Genomic DNA, 22030 nt, shown 5'->3' with positions numbered 1-22030 from the left:
ACGCGCGGCCAGCGCCGCGATCCAGCGCCCCCGTTCCGCCGCCGTGCGCTCCCACGCGCCGATCCCCAGCTCCTTCGCCTCGGCCTCCTGGGTCCGTGTGATGTCCCACGGCTCCAGGCCCAGCCGCGCCAGCACGTCCCGCAGCTCGTCCTCGGTCGGCGGCTCGTCCAGATAGCAGCGCACGGTGTAGCGGGCACCCTCCTCGTCGAGCATCCCGACGGCGGCCCCGCACTTCGAACACGAGGGATTGATCCAGATCTCCATGCCGTCACCCTAGGGGTGGCACACCTCGCGGAACACGAGGAACCCCGGACCGAACGGCCCGGGGTTCCTGGGAGAGCGGGCGACGGGAATCGAACCCGCGTAGCCAGTTTGGAAGACTGGGGCTCTACCATTGAGCTACGCCCGCGAGCGCCACCGGTCGCAGCGACCTCGGCACGCAGTGCATCGTAGCGGGTCGCGGCGGTCCGCCGCACACCGGATACGCGGAAGCGTGCGCGCGACGACCCCCAGGGCAATATCCGGGCACCCGCAGCGCCATCAGGCATGTACGCTACGTTGTCGCACCGACGGGGTGTGGCGCAGCTTGGTAGCGCGTCCGCTTTGGGAGCGGAAGGTCGTCGGTTCGAATCCGGCCACCCCGACCAGCAGGACCGAGAGGCCGACCGCGGTCCGTGAAGGCGGCGCCGCCGTGCCCGGACAGGGTCGGCGGGCCGCGTCGGCCGCCCCGCGAAGGGGCCGGGCCGCCCTCCCAGGTCGCGTTGTGGGGCCGCTGTCGCTTGCGGTTACTATGCAAGCTGCGTGCCCGTGTGTCTCTGTATCCGGGCGCGATCGGCCGGGGCCCGCAGGACGGGGCCCGGAAGATCCCCGCAGAACCCCAGAAGTCAGCCCCAAGGAGACCGAACCGTGAAGAGCGCCGTGGAGACCCTGAACCCGACCCGGGTTCGGCTCACTGTCGAGGTGCCCTTCGAGGAGCTCAAGGCCAGCCTCGACGCGGCGTACAAGAAGATCAACCAGCAGGTCACGGTGAAGGGCTTCCGCAAGGGCAAGGTCCCGGCCCGGGTCATCGACCAGCGGTTCGGCCGTGGCGCCGTGCTGGAGGAGGCCGTCAACGACGCGCTCCCGAAGTTCTACACCGAGGCGGTCAACGAGGGCGAGCTGAACGTCCTCGGCCAGCCCGACGTCGACATCACCGAGCTGAAGGACGGCGAGCTGCTGGCCTTCACCGCCGAGGTGGACATCCGCCCCGAGCTGGAGATCCCGGACTACTCGGGCATCGAGGTCGAGGTCGACGCCGTCGAGGTGTCGGACGAGGACGTCGACAAGTCCGTCGAGCAGCTGCGTGAGCGCTTCGCCTCCACCAGCCCCGTCGAGCGCGCCGCGCAGGACGGCGACGTGCTGACCGTCGACCTGGAGGCCAAGGTCGAGGGCAAGGTCCTGGAGGACGGCGTCGCCAAGGGCGTCAGCTACACCGTCGGCTCCGGCGAGCTGCTCGACGGCATCGACGAGGCCGTCAAGGGCCTGGAGGCCGGCGGCAGCGCCACCTTCACCTCCGAGCTCAAGGGCGGCTCCGCCCAGGGCAAGGAGGCCGAGGTCAAGGTCGACGTCACCGAGGTCAAGGCCCGCGAACTGCCCGAGCTGGACGACGACTTCGCGCAGCTGGCCAGCGAGTTCGACACGCTGGACGAGCTGAAGGCGGACAGCCGCAAGCGCCTGGAGCGCATGAAGAAGTACGACCAGGCCACCCAGGCGCAGGAGAAGGTCCTGGACGAGCTGCTCAAGCTCGTCGAGGTGCCGATCCCCGAGAAGCTGCTCGAGGACGAGATCCGCACCCGCAAGCACAACCTGGAGCACCACCAGCTCGGCCAGATGGGCCTCGACCTCAAGAAGTTCCTGGAGATCCAGGGCAAGACCGAGGAAGAGTTCGACGCCGAGACCAAGGAGCAGGCCGAGAAGGGCATCAAGACCCAGTTCGTCCTCGACGAGCTGGTCAACAAGGAGAAGCTGAACGTCAGCCAGGAGGAGCTCACCGAGCACCTCATGCGCCGCGCCCAGTCCTCCGGCATGAGCCCCGACCAGTTCGCCCAGGCCGTCGTCGAGGGCGGCCAGGTGCCGATGCTCGTCGGCGAGGTCGCCCGCGGCAAGGCGCTCGCCGTGGTCGTCGAGGCCGTCACGGTCAAGGACTCCAACGGCCAGGTCGTCGACCTGGACGAGGAGGAGGAGACGGAGGCCGCCGAGGCCGTCGTCGCCGAGGCCGAGGGCACCGAGGCCGCCGCGGAGAAGTCCGAGGGCTGAGCCCCCGGCCGCACCGCTTTCCCGACCACGGGCCCGAACGCGCACGTCCGCGTGTTCGGGCCCGTCGTCGTCACGGACCGGTGAGCCTGCGCTCACAGCGAACAGTTCTCAATGCGGGATGGCGTTGTCCGACCTGCGCGTTAGGGTCCGTAGATACGAGGGCAGGGGAGTCCCCGAACGACGCCGGCGCACCGCACGGCGCAGACCCCCGCGCCCCGGCAGACGACCCTGAGACGGCCTGGTGCCGTCCGACAACGAGGTGGACACGTGACGATCCCGATGCCTTCCGCCGCCGCCGAGCCGACCGTCGGTGGCCTCGGCGACCAGGTCTACAACCGGCTGCTCGGCGAGCGGATCATCTTCCTCGGCCAGCAGGTCGACGACGAAATCGCCAACAAGATCACCGCGCAGCTGCTGCTCCTCGCCGCTGACCCGGACAAGGACATCTACCTCTACATCAACTCCCCGGGCGGCTCGATCTCGGCCGGTCTGGCGATCTACGACACCATGAACTACATCAAGAACGATGTGGTCACGATCGCCATGGGCCTCGCCGCCTCCATGGGGCAGTTCCTGCTGAGCGCCGGTACCCCGGGCAAGCGCTTCGCGCTGCCGAACGCCGAGATCCTCATCCACCAGCCCTCCGCCGGCCTGGCCGGCTCCGCGTCGGACATCAAGATCCACGCCGACCGGCTGCTGCACACCAAGCGCCGGATGGCCGAGCTGACCGCGCTGCACACCGGCCAGACCGTCGAGCGGATCACCCACGACTCGGACCGCGACCGCTGGTTCTCCGCCCAGGAGGCCAAGGAGTACGGCCTCATCGACGACGTGATGACCTCGGCCGCAGGCGTTCCGGGCGGCGGCGGCACCGGGGCCTGAGCCCCGTACCACTCGCCCCACCGCCACCCCAGCCCCTTGATCGCCACCAGGACGGTGAACCCCCAGATGAACAACTTCCCCGGCAGCGGCCTGTACCAGCGTGCCGAGTCCGAGTACACCGGCCCGCGCGCCGAGTCCCGTTACATCGTTCCGCGCTTCGTCGAGCGCACCTCGCAGGGCGTGCGCGAGTACGACCCGTACGCGAAGCTCTTCGAGGAGCGGGTGATCTTCCTCGGTGTGCAGATCGACGACGCCTCGGCCAACGACGTCATGGCGCAGCTGCTGTGCCTGGAGTCGATGGACCCCGACCGCGACATCTCGATCTACATCAACTCGCCCGGCGGGTCCTTCACGGCCCTGACGGCGATCTACGACACGATGCAGTTCGTCAAGCCCGACATCCAGACGGTCTGCATGGGCCAGGCGGCCTCCGCCGCCGCCGTGCTGCTCGCGGCCGGCACCCCGGGCAAGCGCATGGCGCTGCCCAACGCCCGGGTCCTGATCCACCAGCCGTACAGTGAGACCGCCCGCGGCCAGGTCTCCGACCTGGAGATCGCCGCCAACGAGATCCTGCGGATGCGCGCGCAGCTGGAGGACCTGCTGGCCAAGCACTCCTCCACGCCGATCGAGAAGATCCGCGACGACATCGAACGCGACAAGATCCTGACCGCGGAGGAGTCCCTGGCGTACGGTCTGGTCGACCAGATCGTCACGACGCGGAAGTCGTCCGTCGCGGTCTGACCGCGTTCTTTCGCGAACTGTGCCGGAGCGCCTCCCCCTTGGACCGGCTGAACCGAGTCGGTCCAAGGGGGGCCCGTACGGGGGGCCCGGCAAGGTACCGTCGATAGGCAAGCACCCGGGTCCGCGGAGCAATGCGGATCCCAGGCGAAGGGGAAGCACCTCGTGGCACGCATCGGTGACGGCGGCGACCTGCTCAAGTGCTCGTTCTGCGGGAAGAGCCAGAAGCAGGTGAAGAAGCTCATCGCGGGACCTGGTGTGTACATCTGCGACGAGTGCATCGACCTCTGCAACGAGATCATCGAGGAGGAGCTCGCCGAGTCCTCCGAGGTGCGCTGGGAGGAACTTCCCAAGCCGCGCGAGATCTACGAGTTCCTGAACGGCTATGTCGTCGGCCAGGAGCCCGCCAAGAAAGCGCTGTCGGTCGCCGTCTACAACCACTACAAGCGGGTCCAGGCGGGCGACACCGGCTCCGGCCGCGGTGACGACGGCATCGAGCTGGCCAAGTCCAACATCCTGCTGCTCGGTCCCACCGGCTCCGGCAAGACCCTGCTGGCGCAGACCCTCGCCCGGATGCTCAACGTCCCCTTCGCGTTCGCCGACGCCACCGCGCTCACCGAGGCCGGCTATGTCGGCGAGGACGTCGAGAACATCCTGCTCAAGCTGATCCAGGCCGCGGACTTCGACATCAAGAAGGCCGAGACGGGGATCATCTACATCGACGAGATCGACAAGGTCGCCCGCAAGAGCGAGAACCCGTCGATCACCCGTGACGTCTCCGGTGAGGGCGTCCAGCAGGCGCTGCTGAAGATCCTGGAGGGCACCACCGCCTCCGTGCCCCCGCAGGGCGGCCGCAAGCACCCGCACCAGGAGTTCATCCAGATCGACACGACGAACGTGCTGTTCATCGTGGGCGGCGCCTTCGCGGGCCTGGACAAGATCATCGAGGCGCGGTCCGGTGCCAAGGGCATCGGCTTCGGCGCCACGATCCGCTCCAAGCGCGAGATCGAGTCCAAGGACCAGCTCCAGGACGTCATGCCGGAGGACCTGGTCAAGTTCGGGATGATCCCCGAGTTCATCGGCCGTCTGCCGGTCCTCACCTCGGTCCACAACCTCGACCGCGAGGCCCTGCTCCAGATCCTGGTCGAGCCGCGGAACGCGCTCGTCAAGCAGTACAAGCGCCTCTTCGAACTCGACGGTGTGGAGCTGGACTTCGACCGCCCGGCGCTGGAGGCCATCGCCGACCAGGCCATCCTGCGCGGCACCGGCGCCCGCGGCCTGCGCGCGATCATGGAGGAGGTCCTCCAGTCGGTGATGTACGAGGTCCCGTCCCGCAAGGACGTCGCCCGCGTCGTCATCACCGCGGATGTCGTTCACTCGAACGTGAACCCGACGCTGGTCCCGCGCAGCCGCGGCGAGTCGGGCGAGCCGCACGAGAAGAGCGCATAGCCTCCCGAGAACGAGAAAGCCGCCCGGCAGCGAACGCAGCGGGGCGGCTTCGTCGTGTGCGGGCGGGGACTACTTGATCTCCTGCCGCACCTCGTTGCGGATCTTGGCGGTCTTCTCGGCGAGCTGCTCGGGGGAGATCGGCTCACCGACGGTGCCCGTTGACTTGTCCGGCTTGGCCTGGGACTGCACGAGGCCCACGGCGCTGCTGTCGCCCCAGGCACAGGTCGAGAGCTTGAACGAGCGGCTCATGCCGCTCATGGTGACCGTGACCTTCTGCTGCCGGCACTTCAGCACCGTGCCGTCGAAGCCGCTGGGCGAGTACGAGGTCGCCGGTACGACGGTCTCGATGGTGGCGTTGCTCTGCTCCAGCAGCTTCTTCTGGTTCTCGTCGGCCTTGGCGAGCATGCCGTCCACGGCTGTCCCCGGGTCGGTGACCTTGCCGGAGAGCCCGGCCACCGAGAGCGCCAGGCTGCCCTGGTTGGCGTAGCTGCCGGTGGTGCCCTTGCCGTCGCTGATCCCGAGCCGCTGGGCGTCCTTGTCCTGGGAGAGGTCCTTGTCCCCCTGCCCGGTGCCGGGCTGCTTGGTGTACTCGCCGTCCAGCAGCTTCTCCGGCAGGGCGATCTTGTACGGTGCCACGTCACCGCCGGAGCCGAAGGCGAAGTACGCGCCCGTGCCGATGCCCGCGACCACCAGGACCGCGGCGGAGATCAGCAGGATCTTCTTGCCGTTGCCCTTGCCCTTCGGCTGGGGGCCGCCCTGGGGGATCATGCCGTACGGCGTCTGCTGGCCGTACGGGCCGGGCTGCTGGGGCTGGCCGAAGGGAGCGGCCTGCTGCGGCTGGCCGTACGGCTGCGGGGCCTGCTGCGGGTAGCCATAGCCCTGCGGAGGCGTCTGGCCGCCCTGCGGGGGCACCGGGCCGCCCTGCGGAGGCATCTGGCCGCCCTGCTGGGGGTAGCCGTAACCCGGCTGGGGGACCGGCGGCTGCTGCGGCTGGCCGTAGGGGCCGGGCTGCTGGGGCTGGCCGTACGGGCCGGGCGGCGGCTGGTTGAAGCTCATGAAGCTGTTTCCCCTCGTCAATGGCGGCATGTGCACTTATGCGCTGCTCACATCCTGTCCGACGCCACCGACAGGCGGAGCGCCGGGGGCGAAACCGGTTCGAGGCCGCGACATCCGCGCCCGTACACTGTCGGTCGTGACCGAGAACACTCAGCAGAGCAACCACAGCACCCCCGAACTGCCGACTCAGTACACGCCGGCCGACGTAGAGGGGCCGCTGTACGAGCGCTGGGTAGAGCGGGGTTACTTCGAGGCCGACGAGAAGAGCGACAAGCCGCCGTTCACCGTCGTCATCCCCCCGCCGAACGTCACCGGCTCGCTGCACATGGGCCACGCCTTCGAGCACACCCTGATCGACGCGATGACCCGCCGCAAGCGGATGCAGGGCTACGAGACCCTGTGGCAGCCGGGCATGGACCACGCCGGCATCGCCACCCAGAACGTCGTCGAGCGGGAGCTGGCCAAGGAGGGCGTCTCCCGGCACGACCTGGGCCGCGAGGCGTTCGTCGAGCGGGTGTGGAAGTGGCGCCGCGAGTCCGGCGGCCAGATCTCCGGGCAGATGCGCAGGCTGGGCGACGGCGTCGCCTGGTCCCGTGAGCGCTTCACCATGGACGAGGGCCTGTCCCGCGCCGTCCAGACGATCTTCAAGCGGCTCTACGACGACGAGCTGATCTACCGCGCCGAGCGCATCATCAACTGGTGCCCGCGCTGTCTGACCGCCATCTCCGACATCGAGGTGGAGTACCAGGACGACGACGGCGAGCTGGTCTCGATCCGCTACGGCGACGTGGAAGGGGCGGAGCGAAGCGACTCCACCGAGGGTGGTGGCGGGCGACGGGCGGGCGCGTCCATCGTCGTCGCGACCACGCGCGCCGAGACGATGCTCGGTGACACCGCCGTCGCGGTCCACCCCGACGACGAGCGCTACGCCCACCTCGTCGGCACCGAGATCGAGCTGCCGCTGACCGGCCGCCGTATCCCCGTCGTCGCCGACGAGCACGTCGACCCCGAGTTCGGCACCGGCGCCGTCAAGGTCACCCCGGCGCACGACCCCAACGACTTCGAGATCGGCCGCCGCCACGACCTGCCGAACCTCACCGTGATGGACGAGCACGCGGTGATCACGGCGCACGGCCCCTTCCAGGGCCTGGACCGCCTGGAGGCCCGCTCCGCGATCGTCGGCGCGCTGCGCGCCGAGGGCCGGATCGTCGCCGAGAAGCGCCCCTACGTCCACTCCGTCGGCCACTGCTCGCGGTGCAAGACCACCATCGAGCCGCGGCTGTCGATGCAGTGGTGGGTGCGGACCGGCCCGCTCGCCAAGGCCGCGAGCGACGCGGTCCGCAACGGCGACGTCGCCATCCACCCCAAGGAGATGGAGTCCCGCTACTTCGGCTGGGTGGACAACCTGCACGACTGGTGCATCTCCCGCCAGCTGTGGTGGGGCCACCGCATCCCCGTCTGGTACGGGCCGAACGGCGAGATGGTCTGCGTCGGACCGGACGACGAGGCCCCGACCGGCGAGGGCTGGCACCAGGAGACCGACGTCCTCGACACCTGGTTCTCCTCCGGCCTGTGGCCGTTCTCCACGCTGGGCTGGCCCGACCGGACCCCCAGCGTCGACAAGTTCTACCCGAACTCCGTCCTGGTCACCGGCTACGACATCCTCTTCTTCTGGGTCGTCCGGATGATGATGTTCGGCCTCTACGCGATGGACGGCACCCCGCCGTTCCGCACGGTCGCCCTGCACGGCATGGTCCGTGACGAGTTCGGCAAGAAGATGTCCAAGTCCTTCGGCAACGCGGTCAACCCGCTGGACTGGATGGACAAGTACGGCTCCGACGCGGTCCGCTTCACCCTGGCCCGCGGCGCCAACCCCGGCGTCGACGTGCCGATCGGCGAGGACTGGGTCCAGGGCTCCCGCAACTTCGCCAACAAGATCTGGAACGCCACCCGCTTCGCGCTGATGAACGGCGCGACCGTCGAGGGCCCGCTGCCGGCCCCCGAGCAGCTGTCGGCGACCGACCGGTGGATCCTCTCCCGCCTCAACGCGGTGGTCGCCGAGGTCGACGCGTACTACGAGGACTTCCAGTTCGCGAAGCTGTCGGACACGCTGTTCCACTTCGCGTGGGACGAGGTCTTCGACTGGTACGTCGAGCTGTCCAAGACCACGTTCATGGCGGGCGGCCCGGCGGCCGACGCGTCCCGCCGGGTGCTCGGTGAGGTCCTGGACGTCACCCTGCGCCTGCTGCACCCGATCGTCCCGTTCGTCACCGAGACCCTGTGGACGACGCTGACCGGCCGGGAGTCCCTGGTCGTCGCCGAGTGGCCGAAGGACTCCGGGTTCCGGGACGCGGCCGCCGAGCAGGAGATCGCGACCGTCCAGCAGCTGGTCACCGAGGTCCGCCGGTTCCGTTCCGACCAGGGCCTCCAGCCCGGCCAGAAGGTCCCGGCGCGGCTGGACCTCTCCGGCACCGCGCTCGGCGCCCACGAGGCCGCGATCCGCGCGCTGCTGCGGCTCCAGCCCGCCGGCGAGGACTTCCGGGCCACCGCGTCCCTCCCGGTGGCGGGCGCCTCCGTCGCGCTGGACCTGTCCGGCGCGATCGACGTGGCGGCCGAGCGCAAGCGGCTGACGAAGGACCTCGCGGCGGCCGAGAAGGAGAAGGCGCAGGCCACCGCCAAGCTCGGCAACGAGGCGTTCCTCGCCAAGGCGCCGGAGAAGGTCGTGGACAAGATCCGCGGCCGGCTGGCGACCGCCGAGGCGGACATCGCCCGCATCACCGCGCAGCTGGAGGCGCTCCCCGCGGCGTGACCGGCGCACCCGGACCGTCAGCAGGCCCCTCGTCCGTACGGGCGGGGGGCCTGCGCCGTCCCCGGCCGCGCTCGCGCACCGGCCACAGCAGGACGTACGCCGTCGAGACGGCCACGAACGCCAGCCGGATCAGCCCGCGCGCCGAGTCGTCCGGCACCACGAACACACTGCCGTAGAGCGTGACCAGCGCGATCCAGCTCCACCACGGGACCAGCCGGCGCTGCCCGATCACGTCCCACAGCAGCGTGCCCAGCAGCACCGAAGCGGTGTAGTACGTGTAGACGCTCGGGTCGAGGACGATCCGGGCGTTGGCGCCCAGCAGCACCACCGCCGCCCAGCGGCCGCGCCAGACCGCGAGTGAGCCCAGCGTCAGTCCCAGCACGGCCTGCGCGGGCCGCGCCCAGGGCGGCGTCGACGGGTCGCCGACCCCCAGCCACCGCAGGGCCGACGCCGGCTGGTTGGGGATGGTGAAGGTCGCCGCGGCGAACGACCCAGAAGCGCCGAGGAAGAACGGCAGCCAGGCCACCGCGACCAGCCCGGCGCACCACAGCCCGGCCCGCAGCCACTGCCCCCGGGGCAGCGCGAGCAGCAGCGGCAGGAACGCCAGGGCGGTGGGCTTGGAGTCCATGGCCAGGGCGAGGCAGACGCCGGTCGCCGCCGGGTTGCCGCGGGTGAGGAACCGTACCGCCAGGGCGGTGAAGAACAGCGCCAGTACGTCGTCGAGGTGCCCGAAGCGGACCGAGACCTCGATCCACATCGGGATGAACGCCAGCCCGGCGATCAGCACCCGCTGCCGCAGCCGCCGGTGGTTGGTGCCGGTGCCCAGGAAGTACTGGGCGGCGCTGCGCCCGGCGAGCACCGTGATCACCAGGCCGAGCGCCGACATCAGCGCCGCGGCGAGGAACTGGCCGGTGTCCGCGGAGAACGGGTTGAGCAGCCCGGCCACCAGGAAGCTGACCGGGCCCATCTGGAGCTCGGGGTGGCGGGCGTAGAGGTTGAGGCCGCCGCTGCCGTCCCCGGAGGCGCCCTGGTAGATCAGCTCGCCGCCGGTGCGCAGATAGTGCCAGGAGAACCCGCCGTGCGGCTCCACCACGGCGAACCACAGCACCGTCCACGCGGTGAGCAGCACCAGATGCATCCGCTGACCTGTCACCGGCACGCGCATCGGCTCCCGTTCTCCCGTAGGTCACATCGCTGGGCGACGGGGGCACACCGCCCCGGAGAGAAGAGGGCCGAACGCGCGTCCGCGTTGCCCGCCGGGACAGGACCGGCATTCTCATCGCCCTCTCATGGAGCTGAGGAACCCTGGGGCGCGTTGCCGGAGTTTCCGGAGAAACCGTGCGTCGAGAGCGAGGAGCCGCGGCCCCATGAACACACCCCTGCGCAGGGTCTCGGCCTTCTGCCTCGTCCTCGTCCTCGCGCTGATGGGCTGGGCCACCTGGATCCAGGGAGCGCGCGCCGACCAGTACCGGCACGACCCGCACAACGCCCGGGTCGCGATCGACAAGTACACGGCGCCCCTGGGCAACATCCTCGTCGACGGCCGCCCGGTGACCGGCTCCGCCGCCACCTCGTCCGACCTGAAGTACCAGCGCACCTACCAGGACGGCGCGCTCTACGCCCCGGTCACCGGCTTCTCCTCCCAGATCTACGGCAGCACCCAGCTGGAGAGCCTCTACGGCGACCTCCTCGACGGCTCCGACAGCCGGCTCGACAACCCCCTCGGCGTGCTGACGCGCCAGCGCCCCAAGGCCGGGGACGTCGCCACCAGCATCGACGCGTCCGTCCAGAAGGCCGGCTACGAGGCCCTCGGCGACAAGACCGGCGCGGCCGTCGCCCTCGACCCGAGGACCGGGCGGGTGCTGGGCATGGTCAGCACGCCCTCGTACGACCCGGGGGCGTTCTCCGGGTCCTCGGGCGCCGACCAGCGGGCCTGGAAGGCGATGACCGACGACCCGCGCAAGCCCCACCTCAACCGCGCGCTGCGCCAGCCGCTGCCGCCCGGCTCCACCTTCAAGCTGGTGGTCGCCGCGGCGGCCCTGGAGAACGGGCTGTACTCCTCGGTGGACGAGCGCACCGACAGCCCCGACCCGTACGTCCTGCCGCACACCCGCACCACGCTCACCAACGAGAACCCCGCCGCGCCCTGCGAGAACGCGACCCTGCGCACCGCGCTCCAGTACTCCTGCAACACCGTCTTCGCGAAGCTCGCCGCCGACCTCGGGCAGAAGAAGGTCGCCGCGCAGGCCGAGAAGTTCGGCTTCGGCGACGCCCGGATCGACACCCCGGTCCGGGCCGCCAAGAGCGTCTACCCGTCCGGGATGGACGCGGCGCAGACCGCGCTCTCCGGCATTGGCCAGTTCGACGTCCGGGCGACGCCCCTCCAGATGGCGATGGTGGTCTCCGCCATCGCCGACGGCGGCGAGCTGAAGCGGCCGCAGATGGTCGACCGGCTGACCGACGGCGGCGGCAACACCCTCCAGCGGACGGAGCCGGAGACGTACGGCAGGGCGATGTCGGGGCGGACCGCCGCCCAGCTGCGGTCCGCGATGGAGACCGTGGTCACCAAGGGCACCGGAAGCAACGCCAGGACCGATGGGCTGACCGTCGGCGGCAAGACCGGCACCGCCCAGCACGGCGTCGACAACAGCGGCACCCCCTACGCGTGGTTCGTCTCGTACGCCGAGGACGCCAAGGGGAACCAGGTCGCCGTCGCCGTGGTGATCGAGGACGGCAACGCGGCCCGCAACGAGGTCTCCGGCAACGGCCTGGCCGCCCCCGTCGCCCGCGCCATGATGAAGGCGGCGCTGGGGTAGCGGGCCCGCGGGCGGCGCGCCGCGAGCGTTGTCGGTGGTGCCTCGTAGACTGGACGGCGTGAGCGAGCGCCCCCAGAACGACGACCCGGACCCGATGGACGCCTTCGACGAGATGGTCGAGGCGGAGACCGACCGCGACCCCGACCTCGCCGTGATCGAGGCCGGCAGCCGGACGCTGCGCGCGCAGGCCGGGCCGCCCACGGGGGAGGCCGTCCCGGCCCGCCCGGCCGACCCGGAGGTGGACCGCGCCCTGCGCGCGGTCGAGGAGGAACTGGCCGGACGCTGGGGAGAGACCCAGCTCGACCCCTCGGTGCAGCGCATCGAGGCGCTGATGGACGTCCTGGGCTCCCCGCAGCGCGCCTACCCCGCCATCCACATCACCGGCACCAACGGCAAGACCAGCACCGCCCGCATGATCGAGGCCCTGCTGGGCGCCTTCGACCTGCGCACCGGCCGCTACACCAGCCCGCACGTCCAGTCCGTCACCGAGCGGATCAGCCTGGACGGCAGCCCGGTCTCCGCCGAGCGCTTCATCGAGACGTACCACGACATCGCCCCGTACGTGGAGATGACCGACGCTCAGCAGGAGTACCGCCTGTCGTTCTTCGAGGTGCTGACGGCGATGGCGTACGCCGCCTTCGCGGACGCCCCGGTGGACGTCGCCGTCGTCGAGGTCGGCATGGGCGGCACCTGGGACGCCACCAATGTCCTCGACGCGGATGTCGCGGTGATCACCCCGATCGCGCTGGACCACACCGACCGGCTGGGGGAGACACCGGAGGCGATCGCCCGCGAGAAGTCCGGGATCATCAAGAAGGACGCCACGGTGGTGCTGGCCCAGCAGCCGGTCGAGGCCGCGTCCGTGATGCTCCGGCGCGCCGTCGAGGTGGACGCCACGGTCGCCCGCGAGGGCATGGAGTTCGGGGTGCTCTCCCGGGAGGTGGCGGTCGGCGGCCAGATGCTGACCCTGCGCGGCCTGGGCGGGGAGTACCCGGACATCTTCCTGCCGCTGCACGGCGCGCACCAGGCGCACAACGCCGCGGTGGCGCTCGCCGCCGTCGAGGCGTTCTTCGGCGTCGGCTCGGAGCAGGCCCGCACCCTGGACATCGACGTGCTCCGCGGCGCCTTCGCCTCCGTCTCCTCGCCGGGCCGTCTTGAGGTGGTGCGGCGCAGCCCCACGGTCGTGCTGGACGCGGCGCACAACCCGGCGGGCGCGCGGGTGACGGCCGAGGCGGTCAGCGAGGCGTTCGACTTCAGCCGGCTGGTGGGTGTGGTCGGGGCCAGCGCCGACAAGGACGTCCGGGGCCTCCTGGAGGCGTTCGAGCCGGTGTTCGCCGAGGTCGTGGTGACGCGGAACTCCACCGCACGGGCGATGGACCCGGACGAGCTGGCGGCCGTCGCGGTCGAGGTGTTCGGTGCCGAGCGGGTCCGTGTCGAGCCGCGGCTGGACGACGCCCTGGAGGCGGCGATCACGCTCGCCGAGGAGGAGGGCGAGTTCTCCGGTGCGGGGGTGCTGGTCACCGGCTCCGTGATCACGGTCGGTGAGGCCCGGCTGCTCCTGGGAGGGAAGTGACGATGCGCACCCTGTGTGCGAGCACCCTGATAGGCGAGTTCTTCGTGATCGGCTTCGCCGGCCTGGTCGCGATGCAGCTGCACGATCTTCCGGCGGGCACGGTCTGGACGGTCAGCGGGATCGCGATGCTGCTGTGCGTGCTGCTGTGCGGGATGCTGACGCGCCCGGGCGGCGTCCAGCTCGGCTGGGCGCTCCAGATCGCGCTGATCGCCAGCGGCTTCGTCGTCCCGACGATGTTCTTCCTGGGCGGGGTGTTCGCCGCGCTGTGGTGGGCGTCGGTCCACTTCGGCCGCAAGATCGACGAGGCGAAGGCGCGGTGGGCGGCGTCGGAGGCCGCCGGGCCTGCGTAAAGGCCCGGTCCGGCGCCGGGTGCCGTCGTGGCTCCCTGTAGCCTCGGCTCACCGCTGTCGATCGTTTGCAAGGAGCCGGTACCCATGAGCCAGCGCACTCTCGTCCTCCTCAAGCCCGACGCAGTCCGCCGCGGACTGGTCGGGGAGATCATCGGACGGATCGAGCGGAAGGCGGGCTGGACGATCGCCGCGCTGGAACTGCGTACGCTCGACCGGGCGATCCTTGAGCAGCACTACGCCGAGCACGTCGGCCGGGATTTCTATGAGCCGCTGGTCGCGTTCATGTCGTCCGGCCCGGTCGTTTCGCTGGTCGTCGAGGGCGAGCGGGTGATCGAGGGCGTGCGGGCGCTGGCCGGTCCGACCGACCCGATCGCGGCGCCCAGTGGGTCCATTCGGGGGGACTTCGGCACGATCACCAGGGAGAACCTCATCCACGCCTCGGATTCCCAGGAGTCCGCCGAGCGGGAGATCAAGCTTTTCTTCCCGGGTCTTTCCTGACGCGCCGTCATCAGCGTTCCGCTTGTGAGGAGGGGCGACCGGTGACATCATCGGTCGCCCCTCGGCGTGTCGGACACGCTCGCGGGAACGCTTCGCCGCGACACGACGTCACCATTGAAGGAGGCGCGTGGGCATTCCGCCGACAATGGCGGAAGTACCTCCCACCGTGTTCGAGTGGGCAGGACGACGAACTACGATGGAAGCTCTCCGCGCTGTACGGCGCATCACCTTCTGCCGACCTCCAGTAAGCATTCGCTCCAGTTGGGAAGGCCAGACGTATCCTCATGGGGAACAACATGTCGTTCATCGGCCGTGACATGGCTGTCGACCTCGGGACCGCCAACACGCTGGTGTACGTCAGGGGTCGTGGGATCGTCCTCAACGAGCCGTCGGTCGTGGCCATCAACACCAACACCGGCGGGATTCTCGCGGTGGGCGCCGAGGCGAAGAAGATGATCGGGCGCACGCCCGGCAACATCGTCGCCGTACGCCCCCTGAAGGACGGTGTGATCGCCGACTTCGAGATCACCGAGCGGATGCTCCGCTACTTCATCCTCAAGATCCACAAGCGGCGCTACCTGGCCCGCCCCCGGGTGGTCGTGTGCGTCCCGTCCGGGATCACCGGCGTCGAGCGCCGCGCCGTCATCGAGGCGTCGACGCAGGCCGGCGCCCGCCAGGTGCACATCATCGAGGAGCCGATGGCCGCGGCGATCGGCTCCGGACTGCCGGTCCACGAGGCCACCGGCAACATGGTCGTCGACATCGGCGGCGGTACCACCGAGGTCGCGGTCATCTCGCTCGGCGGCATCGTGACGGCCCAGTCCATCCGGGTCGCCGGTGACGAGCTCGACAACGCGATCATCCAGCACATCAAGAAGGAGTACAGCCTTCTGCTGGGCGAGCGCACCGCCGAGAGCATCAAGATCACCATCGGTTCCGCGCACGACCTCGAACAGGACGAGCACACCGAGATCCGCGGCCGTGACCTGGTCTCCGGCCTGCCGAAGACCGTCGTCATCTCCGCCGCCGAGGTCCGCAAGGCCATCGAGGAGCCGGTCAACTCCATCGTCGACGCGGTCAAGACGACCCTCGACAAGTGCCCGCCCGAGCTGTCCGGCGACGTCATGGACCGGGGCATCGTGCTCACCGGCGGCGGCGCCCTGCTGCGCGGTCTCGACGAGCGGCTGCGCCGCGAGACGGGCATGCCGATCCACATCGCCGAGGACCCGCTGGACTCGGTCGCGCTCGGCTCCGGCAAGTGCGTCGAGGAGTTCGAGGCCCTCCAGCAGGTTCTGGACTCCCAGCCGCGCAGGTAACACGGCCGGCCCCGCCCGCACCGCGGGTGTGGTGCGGTGTCCCGGACGGACGGGCACCATGGTCACAGCGGTATCGCGCGCAACAACAGGAACACACCGCAACACCGGGTGCCCTGACACAGCACCACCGGGCACCCCCCACAGGCACAACGCTCAACTCCCGGACGAGACCGGCGCGGGCCCGTAGCCGGCCGGTCCTACGAGGAAGGACACGGCCGCCGCACGTGAGGGACACACGAGAGAGCCGGCTGCTGCTGGTGCTGCTGGTCGCCATCGCGTTCGCACTGATCACGGTGGACATCCGCGGTGGTGAACAGTCCCCGCTCGAAGGTGCCCGCCGGGCCGCCGCCTCCGCCTTCGGCCCGGTCGAGAGCGGCGTCGCCAGCGCCGTCAACCCGATCGCCCACGCCATCGGCGCCGTACGGGACTCCGGCGAGCGGCACAACCGCATCAGCGAGCTGGAACGCGAGAACGCCGCGCTCAAGGCGGAACTCGGCTCCAAGGACCACAACCGCTCCCGCGCCCGCCAGCTCGACAAGATGCTCAGGACCGCCGGGGCGGGCCAGTACGGCATCAAGGGCGCCGAGGTCGTCGCCATCGGCCCCGCCCAGGGATTCTCCTGGACGATGACCATCGACGCGGGCAGCCGTGACGGCATCGCCCGCGACATGACCGTCCTCAACGGCGACGGCCTGGTCGGCCGCGTCACCACCGTCGGCCGCGACACCTCCACCGTCCTGCTGGCCAACGACCCCTCCTTCACCGTCGGCACCCGCATGGAGAAGTCCGACGAGATCGGCTTCGCCGCGGGCCAGGGCGGCCGCGCCCTGCGCGTCCAGCTCCTCAACGGAAAGGCCGCGGTCAAGAAGGGCGACCGCTTGGTCACCTTCGGCTCCAGCAAGGACAAGCCGTTCGTGCCCGGCGTCCCCGTCGGCCAGGTCGTCAAGGTCGAACCGGCCAACGGCGACCTCACCCGCACCCTCCAGGTCCGGACGTATGTCGCCTTCTCCCAGCTCGACATCGTCGGCGTCGTCGTCCGGCCGCCGCGCGAGGACCCCCGGGACACCGTCCTGCCGCAGCGGCCCGTCCGGCCCGCGCCCACCCCGACGGTGACCGTCACGGCCCGCCCCTCCGACGACGGCGGCGGCTACGACGAGGGCGACGACGGCTACGACAGTGACGAGGACGGGAACTGACGATGCGCATCAACCGGATCCTGCTCGCCGCCCCCCTGGTGGTCGTGGCACTGGTCCTCCAGGTCAGCGTGCTCGCCCGGCTCCAGCTGCCCGGGGCCGTGCCCGACCTGCTCCTGCTCGTCGTCGTCGGCCTCGCCCTGGTGTTCGGGCACATCGGCGGCGCCCTCGTCGGCTTCTGCGCCGGGCTGCTCGCCGACATCGCGCCCCCCGCCGACCACGCCGTCGGCCGCTATGCCCTGGTCCTGTGCGTCGTCGGCTACGCGGTGGGCCTGACCCGGCCCGAGTCCGGGCAGCACCGCTCGGTGACCGTCCCGCTGGCGGCCGTCCTCGCCGCCGCGGTCGGCTCGACGCTGATGTACGCGGCCGTCGGCGCGCTGGTCGGCGACACCGCGGCCCGGCACGTCGGCGTCGGCGGACTGGTCCTCAGCGCCACCGTCTACGACCTGGTGCTCGCCCCGTTCACCGTCCCGGTGGTGATGGCCCTGGCCCGCCGTGCCGAGGGCGAACCGCTCAGCGGGGACGGCCCCGGCAGTCCGGGCGGCACGGTCGCCGGCCGGGAGACGACGTACGGCTGGCTCACCACCGGCACCGGTCTGAGGTCCAGCCGCGGCAGCATGAGGGCCGCGCGCGGCGGGCTGTTCGGCCGCTCCAAGGGGGACCGCGTCAAGGGGGTCAAGCGGCTGTGACCTTCCGTCCGACGCCCGTACCGGCCCTGCCCGCCGCGGGCCGGGCGGCGCGCCCCGAACCGTCCGCGCCCGGCCGCCAGGGGAGGGACCGTTGAGCAACATTCCCGAGACCGGCAGGACCTCCCGTGTCACGGTCCGCCTCATCACCCTCCAGATCCTCGTCCTCTCCCTGCTGCTCACCCTCGGCGGCCGGCTCTGGTACCTCCAGATCCGCAACGGCGAGGAGTACGCGGCGAAGGCCCGCAGCAACCACGTCCAGCAGGTCGTCGAACCGGCCACCCGCGGCGCCATCCTCGACGCCCGCGGCGTCCCGCTCGCCGACAACCAGACCCGCCTGGTCGTCTCCGCCAGCCGCACCGAGCTGCTGAGCATGAAGGACCGCGGCAAGGCCGTCCTCGCCCGGCTCGCCAAGGTCCTCGGCATGCCCGGGAAGGACATCCGCGACAAGGTCCGGCTGTGCGACGCCAAGACCCCGCAGCCCTGCTGGAACGGCTCCCCGTACCAGCCCATCCCGATCACCGACGAGGCCACGCCCAAGCAGGCCCTCCAGATCCGCGAACGCTCCGAGGACTTCCCCGGCATCAGCGCCGAGCCCACCGCCGTCCGCCGCTACGGCGCCCCCGCCGACGCCGAGACCTCCCAGGTCCTGGGCTATCTCTCGCCGGTCACCGACGAGGAGATCAAGAAGGCCGAGCACACCCGCTCCCCGTTGCTGCGCTCCGACCAGATCGGCCGCTCCGGACTGGAACGCGCCTACGACAACGAGCTGCGCGGCAAGGCCGGCGTCACCCGCTACGAGGTCGACAACCTCGGCCGGGTCATCGGCAAGGGCAACAGCGACCCCGCCGTCCCCGGCTCCAACGTCGTCACCAGCATCGACGCCCGGGTCCAGGCCGTGGCCGAGAAGGAGCTCGACCAGGCGATGAAGGACGCCCGCAACGAGTTCGACAAGAACACCGGCCGGAACTACAAGGCCGACGCCGGCGCCGTGATCGTCATGGAGTCCCGCACCGGCCGGGTCGTCGCCATGGCGTCCAACCCCTCCTACGACCCCAACGCCTGGGTCGGCGGGATCTCCGCGAAGGACTACGCCGAACTCACCGGCAAGGACTCCAACTACCCGCTGCTCAACCGCGCCACCCAGGGGCAGGCGGCGCCCGGCTCGATCTTCAAGGTCATCTCCACCACGGCCGCGGTCAACGCCGGATACCCGTTCGACGGCCACTACCCCTGCACCAGCTCCTTCAGCATCGGCAACCAGGTCTTCAAGAACTTCGAGTCGGAGAACTTCGGCCCCATCAGCCTCGGCCGCGCGCTGGAGGTCTCCTGCGACACCGTCTTCTACGACCTCGCCTACCGGCAGTGGCAGAAGGACGGCGGCAACCACCCCAAGGACCCCGCCGACTGGTTCTACCGGACCGCCCATCAGTTCGGCCTCGGCAAGCGGACCGGCATCGACCTGCCCGACGAGGTCAGCGGCCGGGTGCCGGACCGCCGGTGGAAGAAGGACTACTGGGAGGCCAACAAGGACGGCTGGTGCGCCCAGGGCAGGACGGGCGACGACTACATCTCCCGGATCGCCCGGGAGAACTGCGAGTCCGGCATGAAGATGCGCGCCGGTGACTCCGTCAACTACTCCATCGGCCAGGGCGACACCCTCGTCACCCCGATCCAGATGGCCTCCATCTACGCCGCGCTCGCCAACGGCGGCACCCTCCACACACCGACCATCGGCAAGGCCGTCGTCAGCCCGGACGGCAAGAGCGTCCGGACGATCACTCCGCAGGTGCGCGGCAAGCTGCCCGACTCCCCGAAGACGCTCCGGCAGATCGACGCGGCGCTGGCCGGCGTCGCCACCCGCGGCACCGCCGCCTGGCGCTTCCAGGGCTGGCCGCAGAACAAGATCCCGATGCACGCCAAGACCGGTACCGCCGAGGTCTACGGCAAGCAGACCACCTCGTGGTTCGCGACGTACACCAAGGACTACTCCATCGTCATGACGATCTCCCAGGGCGGCACCGGCTCCGGCGCCTCGGGACCCGCCGTCCGCAAGATCTACAACGCGCTCTACGGCGTCGACGACGGCGGCGGCATCGACAAGAAGGCCGCGCTGCTGCCCACCCCGCAGGCGTCGCTGCCCGTGATCGAGAGCGACGGCACGATCAAGGCCCAGCCCATCGAGCCGGCGGAGGACGAACCGGCACGGGACGAGGAACGGAGGTCGGGCGAGTGACCACCGGCCACACCTCCCGCACACTGGCCGTCCGCCGCTACAGCCCCGAGCCCAGCGCCTGGGGCAAGCTCACGGCCCGCGACTCCGTCGTCCGCAAGCTGGACTGGACGCTGCTGCTGGCGTGCCTGGCGCTGTCCCTGCTGGGCAGTCTGCTGGTCTTCTCGGCGACCCGTAACCGCACCGAGCTCAACCACGGCGACCCCTACTACTTCTTCCTGCGCAACCTCCTCAACACCGGTATCGGTCTGGCGCTGGCCGCGGGCACCATCTGGCTCGGCCACCGGACCCTGCGCGGGGCCGTCCCGATCCTCTTCGGCGTCTCCGTCGTCCTGGCGGTGCTCGTCCTGACACCGGTCGGCGCCACCATCAACGGCTCGCGGTCCTGGCTGGCGATCCCGGGCGGGCTGTCGCTCCAGCCCGCCGAGTTCACGAAGATCACCATGATCCTGGGGATGGCGATGATCCTCGCGGCGCGGGTCGACGCGGGCGACAGCCCGTACCCCGACCACCGCTCCGTCCTCCAGGCCCTCGGCCTCGCCGCCGTCCCCGTGGGCATCATCCTGCTCATGCCCGACCTCGGCTCGGTGATGGTGCTCGGCGCCATCCTCCTCGGGGTGCTGCTCGCCTCCGGCGCCTCCCACCGCTGGCTCCTCGGTCTGCTGGGCGCCGGTGTCGCGGGCTGTGTCGCGATCTGGCAGCTCGGCCTGCTCGACGCGTACCAGATCGCCCGCTTCGCCGCGTTCGCCAACCCCGCCCTGGACCCGGCGGGCGTCGGCTACAACACCAACCAGGCCCGGATCGCCATCGGCGGCGGCGGGCTCACCGGCTCCGGCCTCTTCCACGGCAGCCAGACCACCGGCCAGTTCGTCCCCGAGCAGCAGACCGACTTCATCTTCACCGTGGCGGGGGAGGAGCTGGGCTTCGTCGGCGCGGGCCTGATCATCGTGCTGCTCGGTGTCGTCCTGTGGCGTGCCTGCCGCATCGCCCGCGAGTCCACCGACCTCTACGGCACGATCGTGGCCGCCGGCGTCATCGCCTGGTTCTCGTTCCAGGCGTTCGAGAACATCGGGATGACGCTGGGGATCATGCCCGTCACCGGCCTTCCCCTCCCGTTCGTCTCCTACGGCGGGACCGCCATGTTCGCCGCCTGGATCGCCGTCGGACTCCTCCAGTCGATCCGGGTGCAGCGGCCGGTGTCGGCGTAGCGGCGGGTCAGGGGAGCGCGACGGACAGGGGCCGGTCGCGGGGGGCCGTGTGCAGCTCGAACCAGAGGGAGCGGCGGGCCCCCTGCTGCGGTGTGGTGCCCCAGGTGTCGGCGAGCTGGGTGAAGAGGAGACGTCCGTAGTCGGGCTCCTGGGGCGGGAGCGGCGGGGCCGCGGTGTGGACGCCGAGGTGCAGGCCGTGCGGCGCGGTGAGCAGGCGCAGCAGGATGTCCGCCGTGCCCGTGGTGCGCAGCGGGGCCCGGGAGACGGCTTCGGAGGCGAGTAGCGTCGCGGTGTACAGCAGCGGCGCGAGCGGCGAGCGGCGGAGGACGGAGCGCACGAAGGCGCGGGCCTGCCGCGGGGCTTCCGGTCTGCCGGGGACCGCCAGGAGGTGCGGGCGGGCTCCCGTGGAGACCTGGATGGGGAGCCGGGCGGTGGCTGTGGTGTGGGGGTGCACGGTGTGATCCCTCCCCGTGGGGTCGTGCGGGCGCCGGAGGGCACCCAGCGTGGATGCTTGGTGACACAGCGTAATTCACATGTCGCGGAACGGGCTACTCGCTCACATGGGTGACTGGTTCGGATGATGCGACCGGGGTGTCTGGGATGCGTGATGCGTCCAGTCGTGGCCGGAATTGATGAGATAGCGGCACCTGTGAGGGCTCCCTTCCCAAGGGAACCGCAACTAAATTCGACATATGACGGACACTGTGCGAGAAATCGAGCGCAAGTACGAAGCCAAGAAGGGTGGCAGGCTCCCCGACCTCACCGCCGTGGCGGGCGTCGCCGCCGTCCAGGACGGCGGCGTGCAGGACCTCGACGCCACGTACTACGACACCGCCGACCAGCGCCTCGCCGCCGACGGCCTCGCCCTGCGCCACCGCACCGGCGGCCCGGACCCCGGCTGGCACCTCAAGCTCCCCGTCGGCCCCCA

19 protein-coding genes and 2 tRNA genes are annotated in these 22030 nt (G+C 70.6%); 16 read left to right on the top strand and 5 right to left on the bottom strand.

Translation table 11 applies throughout. From position 1 onward, the window contains the following. Together AC51EU_RS13060 and AC51EU_RS13055 are read right to left on the bottom strand one after the other, a co-directional pair. Nucleotides 1-264, bottom strand: a 264-nt coding sequence (locus AC51EU_RS13060) for a thioredoxin domain-containing protein (protein WP_496267035.1), incomplete at its 3' end; no start/stop codon positions are given. Between the two features lie 74 nt (nt 265-338). Next, nucleotides 339-409 (bottom strand) — tRNA-Gly (locus AC51EU_RS13055). 161 nt (nt 410-570) lie between these two features. On the opposite strand from AC51EU_RS13055, the gene AC51EU_RS13050 reads away from it, so the two are divergent. The 5 genes from AC51EU_RS13050 (at nt 571) to clpX (ending at nt 5364) form a co-directional block, all read left to right on the top strand. Continuing rightward, nucleotides 571-647, top strand: a tRNA-Pro gene (locus AC51EU_RS13050). Nucleotides 648-906: 259 nt separating this feature from the next. Next, nucleotides 907-2295 (top strand): trigger factor, encoded by a 1389-nt coding sequence (gene tig, locus AC51EU_RS13045; protein ID WP_496267034.1) that lies wholly within the window; start codon nt 907-909, stop codon nt 2293-2295. Between the two features lie 279 nt (nt 2296-2574). Then, complete coding sequence (locus AC51EU_RS13040) at nt 2575-3177, top strand: ATP-dependent Clp protease proteolytic subunit (RefSeq protein WP_496267038.1); 603 nt, start codon at nt 2575-2577, stop codon at nt 3175-3177. A 66-nt stretch (nt 3178-3243) separates the two neighbouring features. Continuing rightward, the gene (locus tag AC51EU_RS13035) at nt 3244-3918 is read left to right on the top strand and encodes an ATP-dependent Clp protease proteolytic subunit (protein ID WP_496267037.1); all 675 of its coding nucleotides are present in this window, start codon (nt 3244-3246) and stop codon (nt 3916-3918) included. A gap of 162 nt (nt 3919-4080) precedes the next feature. Continuing rightward, on the top strand, nt 4081-5364 hold the full coding sequence (clpX, locus tag AC51EU_RS13030) for an ATP-dependent Clp protease ATP-binding subunit ClpX (RefSeq protein ID WP_496267033.1): 1284 nt from the start codon (nt 4081-4083) through the stop codon (nt 5362-5364). 69 nt (nt 5365-5433) lie between these two features. On the opposite strand, the gene AC51EU_RS13025 is transcribed toward clpX, so the two are convergent. After that, entirely contained in the window at nt 5434-6420 is a 987-nt protein-coding gene (locus AC51EU_RS13025) for a hypothetical protein (protein ID WP_496267032.1), read from the bottom strand. 136 nt (nt 6421-6556) lie between these two features. Here AC51EU_RS13025 and AC51EU_RS13020 point away from each other — a divergent pair, with 136 nt between their 5' ends. Continuing rightward, entirely contained in the window at nt 6557-9229 is a 2673-nt protein-coding gene (locus tag AC51EU_RS13020; protein ID WP_496267031.1) for a valine--tRNA ligase, read from the top strand. On the opposite strand, the gene AC51EU_RS13015 is transcribed toward AC51EU_RS13020, so the two are convergent. Continuing rightward, nucleotides 9195-10367: a hypothetical protein gene (locus tag AC51EU_RS13015; RefSeq protein WP_496267036.1), complete on the bottom strand. Its 1173-nt coding sequence runs from the start codon at nt 10365-10367 to the stop codon at nt 9195-9197. The genes AC51EU_RS13020 and AC51EU_RS13015 overlap by 35 nt on opposite strands. 229 nt (nt 10368-10596) lie before the next feature. Between AC51EU_RS13015 and AC51EU_RS13010 the strand changes: the two genes are divergently transcribed. The 9 genes from AC51EU_RS13010 to rodA all read left to right on the top strand — a co-directional run bounded on the left by AC51EU_RS13010 (nt 10597) and on the right by rodA (nt 21102). After that, nucleotides 10597-12045, top strand: coding sequence for a peptidoglycan D,D-transpeptidase FtsI family protein (locus AC51EU_RS13010; protein ID WP_496267030.1), 1449 nt, complete (start codon nt 10597-10599; stop codon nt 12043-12045). Between the two features lie 58 nt (nt 12046-12103). Further along, nucleotides 12104-13618 (top strand): bifunctional tetrahydrofolate synthase/dihydrofolate synthase, encoded by a 1515-nt coding sequence (gene folC / locus AC51EU_RS13005; protein ID WP_496267029.1) that lies wholly within the window; start codon nt 12104-12106, stop codon nt 13616-13618. A gap of 2 nt (nt 13619-13620) precedes the next feature. After that, on the top strand, nt 13621-13968 hold the full coding sequence (locus AC51EU_RS13000) for a DUF4233 domain-containing protein (RefSeq protein ID WP_496267028.1): 348 nt from the start codon (nt 13621-13623) through the stop codon (nt 13966-13968). 84 nt (nt 13969-14052) lie between these two features. Further along, on the top strand, nt 14053-14466 hold the full coding sequence (gene ndk, locus AC51EU_RS12995) for a nucleoside-diphosphate kinase (protein WP_496267027.1): 414 nt from the start codon (nt 14053-14055) through the stop codon (nt 14464-14466). Nucleotides 14467-14762: 296 nt separating this feature from the next. Further along, a complete protein-coding gene (locus AC51EU_RS12990) occupies nt 14763-15782 on the top strand; it encodes a rod shape-determining protein (RefSeq protein ID WP_227045210.1) in 1020 nt (339 codons plus the stop codon). A gap of 224 nt (nt 15783-16006) precedes the next feature. Beyond that, nucleotides 16007-16978, top strand: coding sequence for a rod shape-determining protein MreC (mreC, locus tag AC51EU_RS12985; RefSeq protein WP_496267026.1), 972 nt, complete (start codon nt 16007-16009; stop codon nt 16976-16978). 2 nt (nt 16979-16980) lie between these two features. After that, the gene (gene mreD, locus AC51EU_RS12980) at nt 16981-17664 is read left to right on the top strand and encodes a rod shape-determining protein MreD (RefSeq protein WP_496267025.1); all 684 of its coding nucleotides are present in this window, start codon (nt 16981-16983) and stop codon (nt 17662-17664) included. Nucleotides 17665-17755: 91 nt separating this feature from the next. After that, entirely contained in the window at nt 17756-19897 is a 2142-nt protein-coding gene (gene mrdA / locus AC51EU_RS12975) for a penicillin-binding protein 2 (RefSeq protein WP_496267024.1), read from the top strand. After that, complete coding sequence (rodA, locus tag AC51EU_RS12970) at nt 19894-21102, top strand: rod shape-determining protein RodA (RefSeq protein WP_496267023.1); 1209 nt, start codon at nt 19894-19896, stop codon at nt 21100-21102. Before mrdA ends, rodA begins: the two co-directional genes overlap by 4 nt. 7 nt (nt 21103-21109) lie before the next feature. Here the strand turns inward: rodA and AC51EU_RS12965 are convergent, their stop codons facing one another. Further along, nucleotides 21110-21556, bottom strand: coding sequence for an ATP-binding protein (locus AC51EU_RS12965; protein WP_496267022.1), 447 nt, complete (start codon nt 21554-21556; stop codon nt 21110-21112). Nucleotides 21557-21794: 238 nt separating this feature from the next. Between AC51EU_RS12965 and AC51EU_RS12960 the strand changes: the two genes are divergently transcribed. After that, a partial coding sequence (locus tag AC51EU_RS12960; protein ID WP_496267021.1) for a CYTH domain-containing protein occupies nt 21795-22030 on the top strand: 236 nt, incomplete at its 3' end.

The organism is Candidatus Streptomyces philanthi, from assembly GCF_059553635.1.
Note: the sequence above shows the minus strand (reverse complement) of the source record. Positions and strands in the feature narration are given on the sequence as shown.